The following is an 18,179-nucleotide window of genomic DNA, read 5'->3' on the forward strand; positions in this document are numbered from 1 at the left end:
GTACTGATGGAGTCCTGGGGGCCACGACCACCGAGGAGACGGCATGACCGATGCAGTCCGTGCACGAGTCGACGCGGGACCGGTCGTGTCGGGCCGACCCTGGCTGATGCTGGCGGTCGCCACGCTCGGCTTCGTCGTGAACTTCTGGGCGTGGGCGCTGCTCAGCCCGCTGGGACCGCTGTTCCGTGACACCGGGACGCTCGGCACCCTCAGCGAGTCCGACGTCTCGCTGCTCGTCGCGGTCCCCGTCGTCGTCGGCTCGTTGGGTCGCATCATCGTGGGCGCGCTGACCGACCGGTTCGGCGGCCGGGTCATGTTCCCGCTCGTCTCGCTCGCGACGGTCGTGCCCATCGTCTTCGTCGCCTTCGTCGCGCTCGACTCCTACGCCCTGCTGCTGGTGGGTGGCTTCTTCCTCGGCATCGGCGGCACCGCGTTCGCGGTCGGCGTGCCGTTCGTCAACGCCTGGTTCCCGCCGGAGAAGCGCGGCCTCGCGGTCGGCATCTTCGGCGCCGGGATGGGCGGCACGGCGATCAGTGCGCTCACCACCGTGCGTCTCTACGAGGACGTCGGCGAGCGCGTGCCCTTCCTGATCACCGCCGGCGTGCTCCTGGCGTACGGCGTCCTGGCCTGGCTGGTCCTGCGCGACGCCCCGGGCCGGACGGTCCCCACGACGCCGCTCGGCCAGCGTCTGGCCGCCACGGCGCGGATGCCGATCACCTGGCAGGCCTGCGTCCTCTACGCCGTGGCCTTCGGCGGCTATGTCGCCTTCTCGGTCTACCTGCCGGCCTATCTCAAGACCGCCCACGGCCTCACCGCCGCCGACGCCGCCAACCGGATGGCGGGCTTCGTGGTGGTCGCGGTGGCGATGCGGCCGCTCGGCGGCTGGCTGGCCGACCGGCTCGGCGCGATCCGCGTGCTCGCGCTCGACTTCGCGGTGGTGGCGCTCTGCGCCGCGATCGCGGCGGGGACGCCTCCGCTCCAGTCCGGCGGCACGATCGCCTTCCTCGCGATGGCAGCGGCCCTCGGCATGGGCAGCGGTGCGACCTTCGCCCTCATCGCCCAGGTCACCGAGCCCGGCCGGGTCGGCGGTGTCACCGGCCTGGTCGGCGCGGCGGGCGGTCTCGGCGGGTTCGTGCCGCCGTTGGTCATGGGCTACGTCTACGGCCGGACCGATTCCTACGCGATCGGGCTGTGGCTGCTCGCCGCCACCGCGGCGGCCACCCTCGTGCTGACCGTCACCGTCGTCAGAAGCACCGTCGCCGCGCACCAGGAGCAGGTTCGATGACCGACCTCGAGTCCCGCCTGCAGCAGGCGGCGATCGGCGCGCGACGGTTCTTCACCAAGGCCGAGGTCAGCGACGACCACCGCGCCCTGTTCAAGCAGGGCGGACGCGAGGGCGACGTCTTCTACCGCGACCGCTGGAGCCACGACAAGGTCGTGCGCAGCACCCATGGCGTCAACTGCACCGGGTCGTGCTCGTGGAAGGTCTACGTCAAGGACGGGATCATCACCTGGGAGGCGCAGCAGACCGACTACCCGAGCGCCGGGCCGGACCGTCCCGAGTACGAGCCGCGCGGTTGCCCGCGCGGGGCGGCGTTCTCCTGGTACACCTACAGCCCGACCCGGGTCCGCTACCCCTACGTCCGGGGCGTGCTGCTGGAGATGTTCCGCGCCGCCAAGGAGCAGTACGGCGACCCCGTGGTCGCCTGGGGCTCGATCGTGCAGGACCCGGACAAGGCGCGCGCCTACAAGCGGGCGCGCGGCAAGGGCGGCCTGGTGCGGGCCACGTGGGAGGAGGCCGCCGAGATCGTCGCCGCCGCCCACGTCTACACGGTCAAGCGCTGGGGACCGGACCGGATCGCCGGCTTCTCGCCGATCCCCGCGATGTCGCCGGTGTCCTACACCTCGGGCGCGCGCTTCCTGGAGCTCATCGGCGCACCCATGCTGTCCTTCTACGACTGGTACGCCGACCTGCCGAACGCCTCGCCGCAGATGTTCGGCGACCAGACCGACGTCCCCGAGTCGGGCGACTGGTGGGACGCGGGCTACCTGATCATGTGGGGCTCGAACGTCCCGCTGACCCGGACCCCGGACGCGCACTGGATGACCGAGGCGCGCTACCGGGGGCAGAAGGTGCTCGCGGTGGCGCCGGACTACGCCGAGAACGTGAAGTTCGCCGACGAGTGGATCAGCCCCGCGCCGGGCACCGACGGGGCGCTGGCGATGGCGATGGGGCACGTCGTGCTCAAGGAGTACTTCGTCGAGCGGCAGGTGCCCTTCTTCACCGACTACAACAAGCGCTACACCGACCTGCCCCACCTCGTGTGTCTCGAGCCGACCGGGGACGGGGCCTTCCGCCCCGGCAAGTTCCTCGTCGCCGGCGACATCGACCACCCCGAGGGCGGGGCGGAGAACGCGATGTGGAAGCCCGCCGTCCTCGACGCGGCGAGTGGCGAGGTGCGGATCCCGCAGGGCGCGATCGGCCACCGCTTCGGTGAGGAGGGCCTCGGGCGCTGGAACCTCGAGCTCGGCGACCTCGACCCGGCGCTGTCCCTGTACGAGCTGCGGCACGACGCCGTCGAGGTCGAGCTCCCGCGCTTCGACGCCCCCGACGGCAAGGTGCGCCACCACCGCCGCGGCGTCCCCGTGCGCCGGGTGGGGGAGCGTCTGGTCACGACGGTGCTCGACCTCATGCTCGCCCAGTACGGCGTGGCCCGCGACGGCCTGCCCGGCTCCTGGCCCGCGGGCGACGACGACCCCGACGGCGTCGCCACGCCGGCCTGGCAGGAGCAGCACACCGGCGTGCCGGCCGCCCAGGTCCGCCGGCTCGCGCGCGAGTGGGCGCAGAACGCGATCGACACCGAGGGCCGCGGGATGATCCTGATGGGCGCGGGCGTCAACCACTGGTTCCACTCCGACCAGATCTACCGCGCGATGCTGGTGCTGACGACGATCACCGGCTGCCAGGGACGCAACGGCGGCGGATGGGCGCACTACGTCGGCCAGGAGAAGGTGCGCCCGATCATGGGCTTCCAGCACCTCGCCTTCGCCCTCGACTGGCACCGCCCGCCGCGGCACATGAACCAGACGGCGTACTGGTACGTGAACACCAGCCAGTACCGCTACGACACTTTCAGCGCCGACGACCTCGACGCCGGCACCGGCGTGTTCGCCGGGAAGACCGTGATGGACCTGCTGGCCCAGTCGGTGCGGCTGGGCTGGAGCCCGAGCTACCCCACCTTCGACCGCAGCTCCCTGACCTTGGCCGACGAGGCGCAGGCCGCGGGCATGGAGGCGCCGGCGTACGTCGCGCGCGAGCTGCAGGCCGGCCGGCTCCGCTTCGCCGTCGAGGACCCCGAGCACGAGGACAACCACCCGCGGGTGCTCTCGCTGTGGCGCTCCAACCTGCTCGGCTCCTCGGCGAAGGGCAACGAGTACTTCCTGCGCCACCTGCTCGGCACCGACAGCGCCGCGACCGCCAAGGAGGCGCCGCCCGAGCTGCGCCCGAAGGACGTCGTGTGGCCCGAGCACGCCGCCGAGGGCCGGCTCGACCTGCTCACCACGATCGACTTCCGGATGACGAGCAGCACCGTGCTCAGCGACGTCGTGCTCCCCGCCGCCACCTGGTACGAGAAGCACGACCTGTCGACCACCGACATGCACCCGTTCGTCCACTCCTTCAACCCCGCCATCGCCCCGCCCTGGCAGACGAAGTCGGACTGGGACGCCTGGAAGGCGATCGCGAAGCGCTTCTCCGAGCTCGCCGTCGACCACCTCGGGACCCGCCGCGACGTGGTCGCGAAGCCGCTGTGGCACGACACCCCGGAGGCGATGGCCACCGTCCACGGCGTCGTGAAGGACTGGAGGACGGGGGAGTGCGACCCGGTCCCCGGCAAGACGATGCCGGTGATCGCGGTGGCCGAGCGCGACTACACGGCCGTCCACGACAAGCTGACCACGCTCGGGCCGCTGCTCGAGAAGGCGGGGATGATCACCAAGGGCGTCCAGTACGACGTCCACCGCGAGGTCGAGCTGCTGCGCGAGCGCCACGGCGTCGCGACCGAAGGCGCGGGCGCGGGCCAGCCGCGGCTGGAGACCGACGTCCAGGTGGCCGACTCGATCCTGCACCTGGCCGGTGTCTCCAACGGGCACCTCGCCACCCAGGGGTTCCGGTTCCTGGAGAAGCGCACCGGTATGCAGCTGGCGGACCTTGCGGCCGAGCACGAGGGCAAGCAGATCACCTTCCGCGACACCCAGGCGGCGCCGGTGCCGGTGATCACCTCGCCGGAGTGGTCGGGCTCGGAGTCGGGCGGTCGCCGCTACAGCCCGTTCACCATCAACGTCGAGCGGCACAAGCCGTTCCACACGCTGACCGGCCGCCAGCAGTTCTACCTCGACCACGACTGGTTCCTCGGGATGGGGGAGATGCTGCCCGTCTACCGACCACCGCTGAACATGACGACGCTCTTCGGAGAGGCACCGATCGGCGAGGAGAACGAGCTCGGCGTCTCGGTCCGCTACCTGACCCCGCACAACAAGTGGTCCATCCACAGCGAGTACCAGGACAACCTCTTCATGCTCTCCCTGTCCCGCGGCGGCCAGTCCGTGTGGATCTCCGACCGCGACGCGGCGAAGGTCGGCATCCGCGACAACGACTGGATCGAGATGGTCAACCGCAACGGCGTGGTCGCCGCCCGCGCGATCGTCAGCCACCGGATGCCGGAGGGCACCGTCTACATGCACCACGCCCAGGACCGGCTGATCGACGTACCCCTCACCGAGCGCGACCGCAAGCGCGGCGGCATCCACAACAGCCTCACCCGGATCCTGATGAAGCCCAACCACATCGTCGGCGGCTACGCCCAGCTGGCCTACTTCTTCAACTACATCGGCCCCATCGGCAACAACCGGGACGAGGTCACGATGATCCGCAAGCGCCGCGCGGAGGTGGAGTACTGATGCGCGTGATGGCCCAGATGGCGATGGTGATGAACCTCGACAAGTGCATCGGCTGCCACACCTGCTCGGTCACCTGCAAGCAGGCCTGGACCAACCGCACCGGCACCGAGTACGTCTGGTTCAACAACGTGGAGACCCGCCCCGGGCTGGGCTACCCGCGCACCTACGAGGACCAGGAGGAGTGGCAGGGCGGCTGGGTCCGCAAGCCCAACGGACGCCTCGCGCTGCGCAGCGGCGGGCGGATCAGGAAGCTGCTGACCATCTTCTCCAACCCGAAGCTGCCCTCGATCGACGACTACTACGAGCCCTGGACCTACGACTACGACAACCTGCTGAGCTCGCCGCAGAGCGACACCTTCCCGGTGGCCCGCCCCAAGAGCCTGATCACCGGCGCGGACATGAACGTCGAGTGGTCGGCCAACTGGGACGACGACCTCGGCGGCTCGCACGAGCACGCCGCGCGCGACGTGATGCTGCGCGGCATCGAGGACAAGGTGAAGCTCGAGTTCGAGCAGACCTTCATGTTCTACCTGCCCCGGATCTGCGAGCACTGCCTCAACCCGTCGTGCGCCGCCTCCTGCCCGTCCGGCGCGATCTACAAGCGCTCCGAGGACGGCATCGTGCTCGTCGACCAGGACCGCTGCCGGGGCTGGCGGATGTGCGTGTCGGGCTGTCCCTACAAGAAGGTCTACTTCAACCACAAGACCGGCAAGGCCGAGAAGTGCACCTTCTGCTACCCCCGGGTCGAGGTCGGCATCCCGACCGTGTGCTCGGAGACCTGCGTCGGCCGGCTGCGCTACCTCGGGCTGGTGCTCTACGACGCCGACAAGGTCCTGGAGGCAGCCAGCATCGAGGACGAGCACGCCCTGTACGACGCCCAACGGGCCTGTTTCCTCGACCCCCACGACCCCGAGGTCCGCCGGGCCGCGGCCGAGGCCGGCATCCCGGCCGACTGGATCGAGGCGGCACGGAAGTCGCCGGTCTGGCGGCTGATCAACGAGTACCAGGTCGCCCTCCCGCTGCACCCGGAGTACCGGACCATGCCGATGGTCTGGTACATCCCGCCCCTGTCCCCGGTGGTCGACGCCGTCAAGGACACCGGCGAGGACGCCGAGGACCGCGGCAACCTGTTCGCCGCGATCGACGCCCTGCGCATCCCCGTCGAGTACCTCGCCAACCTGTTCACCGCTGGTGACACCGCCCCCGTCGACCGGGTGCTGCGCAAGCTCGCGGCGATGCGCTCCTACATGCGCGACATCAACCTCGGGCGCGACGTGGACGACGCGATCCCGGCCGCGGTGGGGATGACGGGGGAGCAGCTCTACGAGATGTTCCGCCTGCTCGCGATCGCCAAGTACGACGAGCGCTACGTCATCCCACCCGCGCACGCCGAGCAGGCGCACGCGCTCGAGGAGCTCGTCACCGAGTGCCCGGTCTCCGAGTACGGAGGCGGCCAGCAGGACCTGTTCGGCGAGGGGTCCGGCTACCCGACGCCGGTCGCGGTGGAGAACTTCCGGATGCTCCAGGCGCGACAGACCAGCGACACCCTGGCCGCACCCGACGACAAGGGCTCTCGGGTCAACCTGCTCAACTGGGACGGCAAGGGGCTGCCCGACGGGCTCTTCCCGCCTCGCCCCGACGCACCCACGCAGGGCGAGTCGTGAGGCGCCGCGCGCGGGTCGACGTCCGTGCGGTGTGGGCGGCCTGCTCGGTGCTGCTCGACTACCCGACGGCCGGCCTGGTCGACTCGCTCGACGACGTCGAGGCGCTGGTCGCGGGCGAGCGCCACCTGGCCGGCCTGGTCACCCACCTGCGCACCCGTGCCCTCCCCGAGCTCCAGGCCGAGTACGTCGCGACCTTCGACCACACCCGCAAGTGCGCGCTCTACCTGACCTACTTCGCCTACGGCGACACCCGGCGCCGCGGACAGGCGCTGGTGCGCTTCAAGGAGGCCTACCGTGAGGCGGGCGTCGCGTGGGACGAGTCCACCGGCGAGCTGCCGGACCATCTGTGCGCGGTGCTGCAGTTCGGTGCCACGGTCGACGTCGACCGCGCGCGGCGGCTGCTGACCGACCACCGCGCCGGCGTCGAGATGCTCCGGCTCGCCCTGACCTCCTGGCGCAACGACGACGGCTCGACCGGCTCGCCGTGGGCGGGCGCGCTGGACGCCGTGTGCGCGACCCTGCCCGAGCTGCGCGGCGACGAGGCCGATGCCGTGCGCCGCCTGGTGGAGCAGGGTCCGCCCGCCGAGGAGGTCGGCCTGGACGGCTACGGGCCGGCCCTCATCGCGCCCGCGACGTTGAGCGTGAGGAGCTGAGATGGACGTGTTCTTGTGGGTGATCGTGCCCTACCTGTGCCTGGCGACGTTCGTGCTCGGACACGCGTGGCGCTACCGCTATGACAAGTTCGGCTGGACCACCCGCTCCTCGCAGCTCTACGAGAACCGGCTGCTGCGCCTCGGCTCGCCCCTGTTCCACTTCGGGATGCTCGGGGTCGTCGGCGGCCACGTGATCGGCCTGCTGGTGCCGCGCAGCTGGACCGACGCGATCGGGATCGACGACCACGCCTACCACCTGGTCGCGGTCGCGGGCGGGCTGGTCGCCGGGGCGATGGCGCTGGCCGGCATGGCGATCCTGGTCTACCGGCGCCGCACCGTGGGGCCGGTGTTCTCCGCGACCACCCCGATGGACAAGGTGATGTACGCCTTCCTCGGCGCCGTGATCGCCTTGGGCATGTGGAACACGATCGCCGGGTCGATCTTCACCCTGGGCGGGGAGTACAACTACCGGGAGGGTGTCTCGGTCTGGTACCGCTCGTTCCTCGCGTTCACCCCCGACGCCTCCCTGATGGCCGATGCGCCGATCGGGTTCCGGCTGCACGCGCTGGTGGCCTTCGGTCTCTTCGCGCTGTGGCCGTTCACCCGGCTGGTGCACGTGTTCAGCGCGCCGCTCGGCTACCTCACCCGGCCCTACCTCGTCTACCGCAGCCGCGACGGGCGGCTAGGGAGGAGCACGCCATGGAGTCCACGAGCCTGACCGCGTTGGCCGAGAGCCAGCTGCTCGCCGCGCGGGAGGCGTCCAGCGGCCGCGCCGCCGTCACCGTGTACGGCGGCCGCGAGCACCGGCTGCGGCAGACCCTGGTCGCGCTGCGGGCGGGGGAACGGCTCGGCGAGCACGACGCCCCCGACGAGGCCACCCTGCAGGTGATCGAGGGCGAGGTCGCGGTCCATGCGGGCGCCGAGACCTGGCGCGGCGGTGTCGGCGACCACCTCGTGCTGCCGCCCCAGCGTCACGACCTCGAGGCACTCACCGACGCGGCCGTGCTGCTGACCGTGGCCAACTGACTCCTCAGCGCCCGTCGGGTTCAGCGGAGCAGGGCGGCCGGCGTGATCGTGACCGGGAACGGGCGTTCCGCGGTCCAGGACCCAGGTCCGGAGACGTCGGCGACCTCGACGTACCTGCCGTCGACGAGCTCGTGGGCGACCAGGCGCAGCGCCTCCGGGTCGACGATCCAGTACGACGGGATGCCGGCTCGCTGGTAGCGCTCGAGCTTCATGTTGCGGTCGATCACCTGGGTGCTCGGCGAGAGCACCTCGACGACCAGCAGGGGAACCGCCGGCAGGTTCTTGCCCGTGAAGTCGGCGCGCCGTCCGACCACGACATCGGGCTCGACGACGGTGTCGTCGGCCAGCACGACGTCCAGCGGTGCCGTGAGGACCCGGAGCTCCACCGGAGCACCGGCGTCGAGGAGCTGCCACAGGCGGAGCCCGACCTCTTGGTGGTCGGGAGCCGGCGCCGCGTTCACCAGCAGGGTCCCGTCGACGAGCTCGTAGCGGTGCCCGTCATCGGGCAGCTGATCGCGCTCGGCGATGGTCCATGGCCCGGGGACCTGCAACGTCTCCACGACGCTCATCGTGCCTCCTCGATCCGAGATCTGTCATGGGCCACAGGCTCCGCTCGCGCCAGGGGACCCGCAACCGCCCATCCCCAGGCCTCTTGTGGCAGGGTCGATCCGTGACCGCAACCGGACTCCTCCTCGCCGCCGGCGCGGGCACCCGGATGGGCTTGCCCAAGGCGCTGGTCCGTGGCGACGACGGACCCTGGTTGACCCGATCGGTGCAGGTTCTGCTCGACGGAGGCTGCGCGCAGGTCGTGGTGGTGCTCGGCGCCGGGGCCGACGAGGCCGCCCCGCTGCTCGACGGCCTGCCGCGGGTGACGGCGGTGCGCTCGCAGGACTGGTCCTCCGGCATGGGGGCCTCGCTCGCGACCGGGCTGGCCGCGCTCGACACCGCCCCGGTGGACGCCGCGCTGGTCCACCTCGTCGACCTGCCCGACGTCACCGCGGCGGTCGTGGCGCGGGTGCTGGCGGCCGGTCACGGGCCGACGACGCTCTCCCGGGCGTCGTACGACGGCACGCCGGGTCACCCGGTCCTCCTCGGCCGCGGCCACTGGGCGGGCGTCGCCGAGAGCGCCGTCGGCGACCGGGGCGCGCGGGCCTACCTCGCCGCCCACGACGTCGCGCTCGTCGAGTGCGGCGATCTCGCCACGGGGGCGGACGTCGACGGGCGATGATGGCGCGATGAGCTCCTCGGCAACCGACGTGCGCAACGTGCCACCGTGATTGGCCGGTCTGATCGCGATGTCGGGCTACTCCCTCGGCGCCGCGCTGCTCGTCCTCGTGCCCCACCTCCTGGGCGCGCCCTCGTGGGTGCTGGTCCCGTGCTACGTCGCCGGCGCGGTGCTCGGCTACCTGACCAGTCGCACGATCCTGCGGTGGCTCTACACGCCGCGTTGACTTCGGCAACAGTTGCCAACCTCGCGCCAACGGCCGCGGCCTAGCCTGGGTGCATGGACACCCGCGTCGCCGACCTCGCCCGCCGGCTGGAGGAGACGGGCTACCTGGCCGACGAGGAGCTGGCGACGGTGCTGTTCTTGTCGCTGGAGATGGCGCGTCCACTGCTGCTCGAGGGCGAGCCGGGCACGGGCAAGACCGCGCTCGCGGAGGCGATCGCGCAGGCGCTGGACCGGCCGCTGATCCGGCTGCAGTGCTACGAGGGCATCGACGCGACCCAGGCGCTCTACGACTGGGACTTTCCGCGCCAGATCCTGCACCTGCGGGCGCTGGAGGCGCTCTCGGGGAGCGCCAAGGGCGACGTCGAGGAGGCCGAGAAGAGCCTGTACGACGAGCGCTTCCTCCTCGCGCGGCCGGTGCTGGCCGCGCTGCAGCAGAGCCCGGCGGTGCTGCTCATCGACGAGGTGGACCGCGCCGACGACGAGTTCGAGGCGTTCCTGCTCGAGGTGCTCTCGACCTTCCAGGTGACCATCCCCGAGCTCGGCACGGTGCAGGCCGCGACGCCGCCGACCGTCGTGCTCACCTCCAACCGCACCCGCGAGCTGCACGACGCGCTGAAGCGACGCTGCCTCTACCACTGGATCGACCACCCGGGCCTGGAGCGCGAGGTGGCGATCGTCCGGTCGCGGGCGCCCGAGGTCAGCGCCACCCTGGCCCGCCAGGTGGTCGACGTGGTCCAGCAGCTGCGGGCCGGGACCGACCTGCTCAAGCCGCCCGGGGTCGCGGAGACCCTCGACTGGGCGCGGGCCCTGCAGCACCTCGGCACGACCGACCTCGACGTCGAGACCGCGGCGCGGACCCTCGGCGCCCTGGTGAAGTACCGCGACGACGCCGAGCGGGTGCGTGCCGCCCTGGACCGGATGCTCTCGCGATGAGCACCGCCGCCCTGGTCCACCAACCCGACGAGATCCTCCTCGGCTTCGCCACCGCGCTGCGCGCGGCCGGCGTACCGGTCACCCAGGACCGCACCCGCGCCTACCTCGACGCGGTCGCCCTCGTCGGCATCGGCGACCGGACGGCGACCCGCGCGGCCGGGCGCGCGACGCTGTGCGCGACCCCGGAGGACCTGGAGCGCCACGACCGGGTCTTCGAGGAGTGGTTCGACCGCGACAACACCACGCCCACGATCCGGCCCCGCACCGAGCGGCAGCAGCCGACGGCGTCCCTGCTGCCCGACGAGCAGTCGGCAGCAGGAGGCGGTCCGGACGAGGACGACGACCCGGTCCGGGCCGCGGCGAGCGCGACCGAGGTGCTGCGCCACCGCGACGTCGCGACCATGGACCCGGCCGACCGGATCCGGCTCGCGGCGATGTTCAGCACCCTCCGGGTCACGCTGCCCACCCGGCCGACCGCGCGCCGTACCCCGCACCGCCGCGGCGACGTCGACGCCTCCCGCACCCTGCGCGCCAGCCTGCGGCGGATGGGCGAGCCGGCCGAGATCCACCGCCGCCGGCGCGCGACCCGGCCGCGCCGCGTGGTGCTGCTGGTCGACGTGTCCGGCTCGATGAGCGGGTACGCCGACGCGCTGCTCCGTCTCGCCCACCGGGTCGTCACCGCGGGCCCCGGCGTCGAGGTGTTCAGCCTCGGCACCCGGCTCACCCACCTGACCCGCGCACTCAAGCGGCGCGATCCCGACCGGGCCATCGCGGCGGCGGGCGATGTCGTCCCGGACTGGTCGGGAGGCACCCGCCTGGGCGAGACGCTGAAGGCCTTCGTCGACCGGCACGGCCGCCGCGGGATGGCCAGGGGCGCGGTGGTGGTGATCTTCAGCGACGGCTGGGAGCGCGGCGACACCGCGCTGCTGGCCGAGCAGGTCGACCGCCTGCACCGGCTCGCCCACAAGGTCGTGTGGGTCAACCCGCACCGCGGCAAGGACGGCTACGCCCCGGTCCAGCAGGGCATCGTCGCCGTCCTGCCCCACGTCGACGCCTTCCTCGCCGGCCACTCGCTGGCGACCTTCGTCGACCTGTTGGAGGAGGTACGCCGTGCGTGAGGTCCTGCCCCAGCTGCTCGCCTGGTGGGCGGCCGGCGAGACGGTCGGCATGGGCACCGTCGTCGCCACCTTCCGCTCCGCCCCGCGACCCCCGGGCGCCTCGATGCTGGTCGGGCCCGACGCGTCCGCGGTCGGCTCGGTGTCGGGCGGTTGCGTCGAGGGCGCGGTCTACGACCTGGCCCGGGAGGTCACCACCTCCGGCACACCCACCCTGCAGCGCTACGGCGTCTCCGACGACGACGCCTTCGCCGTCGGCCTGACCTGCGGCGGCATCCTCGACGTCTACGTCGAGAAGGTGAACACCGAGACCTTCCCCGAGCTCGGTGCCATCGCCGCCGACATCGAGGCAGGGCGGCCGGTCGCGGTCGCCACCGTCGTCGACCACCCCGACCAGGCCTACGTCGGTCGGCGGGTCGTGCTGCACCCCGACGGAGACCCGGCCGGCAGCCTCGGCAGCCCTCGGATCGACGACGCCGTGCGCGACGACGCGCTCGGCCTGCTCGCCGCGGGCCACAACGGAACCTTGACCTACGGTCCCGACGGCGAGCGCCGCGGCGAGGGGATGCGCGTCTTCGTGTGGGCCTTCGCCCCGGCGCCGCGGATGCTGGTCTTCGGTGCCATCGACTTCGCGGCCGCCGTGGCGCGGGTCGGCGGCTTCCTCGGCTACCACGTCACCGTCTGCGACGCCCGGCCGGTGTTCGCCACGACGAGCCGGTTCCCGGGCGCCGACGAGGTCGTCGTCGAGTGGCCGCACCGCTACCTCGCCGCCGAGCAGGAGGCCGGCCGGGTCGACGGCCGGACGGTGATCGCGGTGCTCACCCACGACCCGAAGTTCGACGTCCCGCTGCTGGAGGTGGCGCTGCGCCTGCCCGAGGTGGGCTACGTCGGCGCGATGGGCTCGCGGCGCACCCACGACGACCGGATGGAACGGCTCCGCGAGGCCGGGCTCGCCGACGACGAGCTGGGACGCCTGCACAGCCCGATCGGTCTCGACCTCGGCGCCCGCACGCCGGAGGAGACCGCGATCAGCATCGCCGCCGAGATCGTGGCCGGCCGCTGGGGTGGTTCGGGGGAGCCGCTGGGAACGCTGAGGGGCCGCATCCACGCGTGATCGGCGTCACAGGTGGAGGGTAGTCTGCGTGCCATGGACGAGCTCGACCAGCGGCGGCGGCGCGCGCTCGCTGCCTGGACCACGTGGGTCGAGGAGCGCGACGGCGCCCTGACCCAGGTACGTCCCGAGATCCTTGACAGCTGGACCCGCTCGGGGGCCTGCGTGGCCCGCGACGTGCACCAGGCGCCCCTGGCCGACGAGTCGGAGACTCGCTCCTTGTGGCAGGGCTCGCCGCTCCAGATCGCCGTCGAGCGGGTCGAGGACGAGCTGCGCCGTACCGCCGAGGACGGCGACCTCGTCCTCGCCGTCACCGATCCCGACACCCGCGTGCTGTGGACCTACGGCGGCCGGGTGATGCGCCGCAAGGCCGAGACCGTGAACTTCGTGCCCGGTGGACGCTGGGACGACCGCTCGGTCGGCACCAACGCGCTCGACCTCGCCAACCGGCTGGACCGGCCCTCGATGGTGTTCAGCGCCGAGCACTACGCCCCGATCGTGCACAACTGGGTGTGCTGGGCCGCGCCCGTGCACGACCCGGTGAGCGGCGCCAAGCTCGGCGTCCTCGACATCTCCACCACCTGGGAGCGCACCCACCCGATCGGGCTCGCGACCGCCCGCGTGCTGGCCCGGCTGGTCGAGGGCGCGCTGCCGCGGACCCACCTCTACGAGGACGCCCCACCACCGGAGGAGACCAGCGAGCCGGGCCTGGTGCTCAGCCTGCTGGGCACCGCCGAGGCACGTGTCGACGGTCAGCGGCTGCTGCTCAACCGGCGGCAGACCGAGATCCTCTCGCTGCTCGCGCTGCACCCCGACGGGCTCTCGCTCGACCAGCTGCACGCCATGCTCTACGGCGACCACGCGGTCACCTTCTCCACGCTCAAGGCCGAGGTGTCCCACCTGCGCGCCGCCCTCGCCGGGCAGCTCGCCTCACGGCCCTACCGGCTGCTGATGCCGATCGCCACCGACGTCGACCACGTCCTCAGCCTGCTGCGCCGCGGCCAGGTCGCCGCCGCCGTCGAGGCCTACGGCGGCGACCTGCTGCCCGGCACCGAGAGCCCGGCGCTGGTCGAGATGGGGGAGTACGTCGCCGTGGCGGTCCGCGAGGCGCTGCTCGCCGACCCGCAGCCCGACGCGGTGCTGCACTACAGCGAGCTGGCGCCGTACGACACCGCGGTGCTGGAGGCCTGCCTCGCCGAGCTCGGCCGCGACGGCCGGCTGCGGCACCCCGCCATCCCGCTGCTCAAGGCGCGGCTGGCCGTCGCCGACGCGTGATCAGGACAAGCCCAGCCACGCCCTGACGGAGTCGTTGTGCTGCCCGAGGGTGGGCGGCGCGACGTGGTACTCCCGGCCGCCGGCGTAGGCGTTGTCGTCGAAGCGCAGCGCCGGCCCGGGCAGCTGGACGTTGCCGAGCGTGGCGTGCTCGACGTCGATGAGCAGGCCCTGGGAGCGGGTCTGCTCCCACGTGTAGACGTCGTCGAGGGTGCGCACCTTGCCGGCGGGGACACCGGCCCGGTCGAGGCGGTGCAGGATCTCCTCGGCGGACACGGTCGAGAGCAGCTCCTCGACGAGGGCGATCACAGCGTCGCGGTTCTGGACCCGCTCGGGGTTGGTCGCCATGCCCTCGCGCTCGGGGTCGATGCCGAGCTCGGCACACAGCGCCTGCCACAGCTTCTCCGAGCCGCAGGCGATCTGCACGGGGGCGGTCGCGGTCGGGAACATGCCGTAGGGGGCGATCGACGGGTGGTGGCCGCCGGCCAGTCCGGGGACCTCCTTGGCGACGGTCCACTTGGTGCCCTGGAAGGCGTGCACGCCGACCATGCCGGCGAGCAGCGACGTGCGGACCACGCGGCCGCGGCCGGTGTGCCCGCGTTCGTAGAGGGCCGAGACCACGCCGAAGGCGCCGTTCATGCCGGCCAGCAGGTCGGCGATCGGGACGCCCACCTTGGTGGGCTCGCTCAGGCCGGTCAACGACATCAGGCCGCCCTCGCCCTGCGCGATCTGGTCGAAACCGGAGCGCTGCGCCTCGGGCCCGTCGTGGCCGAAGCCGGTGATCTGCAGGACGACCAGCCGCGGGTTGAGCTCGTGCAGCCGCTCGACCGGGAAGCCGAGCCGGTCGAGGACGCCGACCCGGAAGTTCTCCATCAGCACGTCGGCACGCTCGATGAGCCGGGCGAGGACGTCCTGGTCGGCGGGGTCCTTCAGGTCGAGGGTGATCGACTCCTTGTTGCGGTTCGCCGAGAGGAAGTACGTCGACTCGCGGCGCCCCGCCGTCGGGTCGACGAACGGGGGGCCCCAGGTCCGGGTGTCGTCGCCGGACGGGCTCTCGACCTTGATCACGCGGGCGCCGAGGTCGCCGAGCATCATCGCCGCATGCGGCCCGGCGAGGGCGCGGGTGAGGTCGAGGACCAGGACGTCGTCCAGAGGCGCGGAGGTGGTCGTGGACATGCCGTCGACGCTATTGACGACGGCAGGTCCGCAACATGGCAGCAGTTGCCAACAGCCGGCGCCCGATCAGGGCAGAAGCAGCACCACGGTCTCGGCGACCGCGGCCGGCTTGTCCTCGCCCTCGATGTCGATGACGTGCTTGAGGGTGACCTGGTAGCCGCTGGCGAGTGCGGTGACGTCGGCCAGGGTGACGGTCAGGCGGATCCGCTTGCCCACCAGCACCGGGTGGGGGAAGCGCACCTTGTTGATGCCGTAGTTGAGCTTCGCGCCGGGGGTCTCCAGGCTGAAGATGGCGTCGCCGAGCCACGGGATCAGCGACAAGGTGAGGTAGCCGTGCGCGATCGTGCCCCCGAACGGACCCTCCTTCGCCTTCTCCACGTCGACATGGATCCACTGGTGGTCGCCGGTGGCGTCGGCGAACTGGTTGACCCGCTCCTGGGTGATCTCGACCCAGTCACCTGTGCCGAGGACCTCGCCGTTGGCGGCGATCAGCTCGTCGAAGGTGGTGAAGACCCGCATGCCTGCTCCTGGTGCTCTCTAGGATTCGGTCATGGAACCTACACGCGGCCTGTCGGAGAGCCTGCTGCGGGCGGCACCCAAGGTGCTGCTCCACGACCACCTCGACGGCGGCCTGCGGCCGGCCACGATCATCGAGCTCGCCGCGGGTGTCGGCCACGCCCTGCCGGCGACCGACACCGCCGCGCTCGCGCACTGGTTCGCGGAGGCCGCCGACTCGGGCTCTCTCGAGCGCTACCTCGAGACCTTCGCCCACACCGTCGGCGTCATGCAGACCGCCGAGGCGCTGACCCGTGTCGCCCGTGAGTGCGTCGAGGACCTCGCCGCCGACGGCGTCGTGTACGCCGAGATCCGCTACGCCCCCGAGCTCCACGTCGACGGAGGCCTCGACCTCGAGGAGGTCGTCGCCGCGGTCCAGCGGGGCTTCGAGGAGGGCATGGCCGCGGCCGGCGGCAGGATCGACGTCCGGCACCTGCTGACCGCGATGCGCCAGGCCGCGCGCGCCATGGAGATCGCCGAGCTCGCCGTCGCGTGGCGCGACCGCGGGGTCGTCGGCTTCGACATCGCCGGTCCCGAGGCGGGCTACCCGCCCACCCGGTTCATCGACGCCTTCGAGTACCTCCAGCGCCAGAACTCCCACTTCACGATCCACGCCGGCGAGGGCTTCGGCCTGCCGTCGATCTGGGAGGCGGTCCAGTGGTGCGGCGCAGACCGGCTCGGCCACGGCGTGCGGATCGTCGACGACATCAAGGTCGACGACGCCGGCGTCGCACAGCTCGGCCGGCTGGCGTCGTACATCAGGGACAAGCGGATCCCGCTCGAGATGTGCCCGTCCTCCAACGTGCAGACCGGCGCCGCACCGTCGCTGGCGGAGCACCCGATCAGGCTGCTGGCGTCGCTGCGGTTCCGGGTCACCGTCAACACCGACAACCGGCTGATGAGCCGCACCACGCTGAGCCGGGAGTTCGGCCTGCTCGCCGAGACCTTCGGCTATGGCTGGGCCGAGATCGAGTGGTTGACCGTCAACGCGATGAAGTCCGCCTTCATCCCCTACGACGAGCGCTACCGGCTGATCACCGAGACCATCAAGCCCTGGTACGCCGCTCAGACCACGAACCAGAAGTAGTCCCAGCCCGCGACGTCGACCCGGTGCCCGGTCCACCGGTCGGCGGCGACCTCGACCAGGCGCCCGCTCGCGGGGTCGAACACCTCGACCCCGCCGGGCAGCGGGCGCACCGCGAGCACGACGTGCCGCGGCAGGCAGCGGCTGCCGACGTAGACCGCGACCGGTCGCTCGCGCAGCTGCTCGCGCAGGACGTCGTACCCGATCGCGGGGCGGGGCCGCACGAACACCGTGGCGACGTGGTCGCCGGACAGTGCTCGCAGTGCGTTGGCGACCGCCCACGGCGGGGTGCCGAGGGCGCGCGGCCACGGCAGCTGGAAGCGGTCGCGCGGGCTGCGTGACGAGGTGAGGAGGCGGTGCTCCTCGGTGATGTCGGCCGCGGCGTGCTCCGGGCGCCACTCGGTCAGCAGCGCGCGGGCGCCGAGCACGCTCGCCGCGCCACAGCTGCGCGGGTCGGGCTGGCGCAGCGCGGCGGGCGCCAGGTCAGCCGGCCACCGCATGGTCGTCCTCCTGGTCGCCGCGCAGCCCGCTGAGCTCGACGAAGGCACGCTCGCCGGTCGCGACCCGGCAGCCGACCGCGGTCGCCCGCCGCACGATCTGCCGCTGTGCGCGGGCCAGCGCGAGTCCGCGTCGGACCAGCACCAGCGGCGGCTTGCGGTGCTCGCGCAGGTCGCGGGTGAGCCGACGCCAGAAGGTGAGCACCGGGTGCTGGGTGATGCAGTACGCCTCCGCCAGGATGCCCGCCCGCCGGCACTCCTCGACGATCTCGGTCGCGAAGATGCCCTCCGCGCAGAACCGCCGGGCACCGGCGAGGTCGAGGCGCTTGCTGCCGGTGCGCCGGCTCTCGGAGATCGAGTACGCCGGTACCTCGGTCCTCCCTGTGGTGCACAGCTCCTGGAGGGCGACGAAGGCGTCCTCGTGGCTCCAGGTGCCCGGGTGGTCCCAGTCGACCAGCCCGGCGTTGGCGCCCTCGCTGATCAACGGCAGCTCCGGCCTGTCGCCGTCGTGGTAGAAGTCGTCGAGGTGCAGCGTGGGCCACCCGTAGGCCTTCGCGAGCCGCCCGGCCAGCCGGGACTTTCCGGAACCGGAGGGGCCGGCGAGCACGATCACGCGGGCACGAGCGGTCATGGGGGTCGAGTCTGCCGTACGGTCCCCGGCGGTGCGAGTCGACCAGTAGGTTT

18 protein-coding genes are annotated in these 18,179 nt (G+C 72.2%); 13 read left to right on the top strand and 5 right to left on the bottom strand.

Going from position 1 to position 18,179, the window contains the following annotated elements:
* Positions 1–43 precede the first annotated feature (43 nt).
* Genes KU893_RS12030 through KU893_RS12055 form a run of 6 tightly spaced genes read left to right on the top strand, consistent with a single transcriptional unit; the run spans position 44 to position 8,302 of the window.
* Positions 44–1,285 carry a nitrate/nitrite transporter gene (locus KU893_RS12030; protein WP_218234609.1) on the top strand — a complete coding sequence of 414 codons (1,242 nt, stop codon included), beginning with the start codon at positions 44–46 and terminating at the stop codon, positions 1,283–1,285.
* A complete protein-coding gene (locus KU893_RS12035; RefSeq protein WP_218234610.1) occupies positions 1,282–4,959 on the top strand; it encodes a nitrate reductase subunit alpha in 3,678 nt (1,225 codons plus the stop codon). The genes KU893_RS12030 and KU893_RS12035 overlap by 4 nt, the downstream gene beginning before the upstream one ends.
* Entirely contained in the window at positions 4,959–6,623 is a 1,665-nt protein-coding gene (narH, locus tag KU893_RS12040; protein ID WP_218234611.1) for a nitrate reductase subunit beta, read from the top strand. Before KU893_RS12035 ends, narH begins: the two co-directional genes overlap by 1 nt.
* Positions 6,620–7,276, top strand: coding sequence for a nitrate reductase molybdenum cofactor assembly chaperone (narJ, locus tag KU893_RS12045; protein WP_218234612.1), 657 nt, complete (start codon positions 6,620–6,622; stop codon positions 7,274–7,276). Before narH ends, narJ begins: the two co-directional genes overlap by 4 nt.
* A gap of 1 nt (position 7,277) precedes the next feature.
* Positions 7,278–7,994 (top strand): respiratory nitrate reductase subunit gamma, encoded by a 717-nt coding sequence (narI, locus tag KU893_RS12050; RefSeq protein ID WP_218234613.1) that lies wholly within the window; start codon positions 7,278–7,280, stop codon positions 7,992–7,994.
* Positions 7,976–8,302 (top strand): cupin domain-containing protein, encoded by a 327-nt coding sequence (locus tag KU893_RS12055; RefSeq protein ID WP_218234614.1) that lies wholly within the window; start codon positions 7,976–7,978, stop codon positions 8,300–8,302. The genes narI and KU893_RS12055 overlap by 19 nt, the downstream gene beginning before the upstream one ends.
* 20 nt (positions 8,303–8,322) lie before the next feature.
* On the opposite strand, the gene KU893_RS12060 is transcribed toward KU893_RS12055, so the two are convergent.
* Complete coding sequence (locus KU893_RS12060) at positions 8,323–8,871, bottom strand: Uma2 family endonuclease (RefSeq protein ID WP_218234615.1); 549 nt, start codon at positions 8,869–8,871, stop codon at positions 8,323–8,325.
* Positions 8,872–8,972: 101 nt separating this feature from the next.
* Between KU893_RS12060 and KU893_RS12065 the strand changes: the two genes are divergently transcribed.
* Genes KU893_RS12065 through KU893_RS12090 form a run of 6 tightly spaced genes read left to right on the top strand, consistent with a single transcriptional unit; the run spans position 8,973 to position 14,186 of the window.
* Entirely contained in the window at positions 8,973–9,530 is a 558-nt protein-coding gene (locus tag KU893_RS12065) for a nucleotidyltransferase family protein (protein ID WP_257441616.1), read from the top strand.
* A 49-nt stretch (positions 9,531–9,579) separates the two neighbouring features.
* Positions 9,580–9,753, top strand: a complete 174-nt coding sequence (locus tag KU893_RS12070; RefSeq protein ID WP_218234617.1) for a hypothetical protein — start codon at positions 9,580–9,582, stop codon at positions 9,751–9,753.
* 53 nt (positions 9,754–9,806) lie between these two features.
* Complete coding sequence (locus tag KU893_RS12075) at positions 9,807–10,685, top strand: AAA family ATPase (RefSeq protein ID WP_218234618.1); 879 nt, start codon at positions 9,807–9,809, stop codon at positions 10,683–10,685.
* Positions 10,682–11,803: a vWA domain-containing protein gene (locus tag KU893_RS12080; protein WP_218234619.1), complete on the top strand. Its 1,122-nt coding sequence runs from the start codon at positions 10,682–10,684 to the stop codon at positions 11,801–11,803. The genes KU893_RS12075 and KU893_RS12080 overlap by 4 nt, the downstream gene beginning before the upstream one ends.
* Positions 11,796–12,914: an XdhC family protein gene (locus tag KU893_RS12085; RefSeq protein WP_218234620.1), complete on the top strand. Its 1,119-nt coding sequence runs from the start codon at positions 11,796–11,798 to the stop codon at positions 12,912–12,914. Before KU893_RS12080 ends, KU893_RS12085 begins: the two co-directional genes overlap by 8 nt.
* A gap of 33 nt (positions 12,915–12,947) precedes the next feature.
* Positions 12,948–14,186 (top strand): sigma-54-dependent transcriptional regulator family protein, encoded by a 1,239-nt coding sequence (locus KU893_RS12090; RefSeq protein ID WP_218234621.1) that lies wholly within the window; start codon positions 12,948–12,950, stop codon positions 14,184–14,186.
* On the opposite strand, the gene KU893_RS12095 is transcribed toward KU893_RS12090, so the two are convergent.
* Positions 14,187–15,359, bottom strand: coding sequence for a CaiB/BaiF CoA transferase family protein (locus KU893_RS12095; protein WP_218234622.1), 1,173 nt, complete (start codon positions 15,357–15,359; stop codon positions 14,187–14,189).
* Positions 15,360–15,425: 66 nt separating this feature from the next.
* Positions 15,426–15,878 (bottom strand): MaoC family dehydratase, encoded by a 453-nt coding sequence (locus tag KU893_RS12100; protein WP_218234623.1) that lies wholly within the window; start codon positions 15,876–15,878, stop codon positions 15,426–15,428.
* Positions 15,879–15,909: 31 nt separating this feature from the next.
* On the opposite strand from KU893_RS12100, the gene KU893_RS12105 reads away from it, so the two are divergent.
* A complete protein-coding gene (locus KU893_RS12105) occupies positions 15,910–17,001 on the top strand; it encodes an adenosine deaminase (protein ID WP_218234624.1) in 1,092 nt (363 codons plus the stop codon).
* Here KU893_RS12105 and KU893_RS12110 read toward each other — a convergent pair.
* A complete protein-coding gene (locus KU893_RS12110; protein ID WP_218234625.1) occupies positions 16,980–17,498 on the bottom strand; it encodes a hypothetical protein in 519 nt (172 codons plus the stop codon). The genes KU893_RS12105 and KU893_RS12110 overlap by 22 nt on opposite strands.
* The gene (locus KU893_RS12115; protein ID WP_218234626.1) at positions 17,482–18,126 is read right to left on the bottom strand and encodes an ATP-binding protein; all 645 of its coding nucleotides are present in this window, start codon (positions 18,124–18,126) and stop codon (positions 17,482–17,484) included. Before KU893_RS12115 ends, KU893_RS12110 begins: the two co-directional genes overlap by 17 nt.
* Positions 18,127–18,179: the final 53 nt, after the last annotated feature.

Source organism: Nocardioides daeguensis (genome assembly GCF_019192965.1).
Taxonomy (GTDB): domain Bacteria; phylum Actinomycetota; class Actinomycetes; order Propionibacteriales; family Nocardioidaceae; genus Nocardioides; species Nocardioides daeguensis.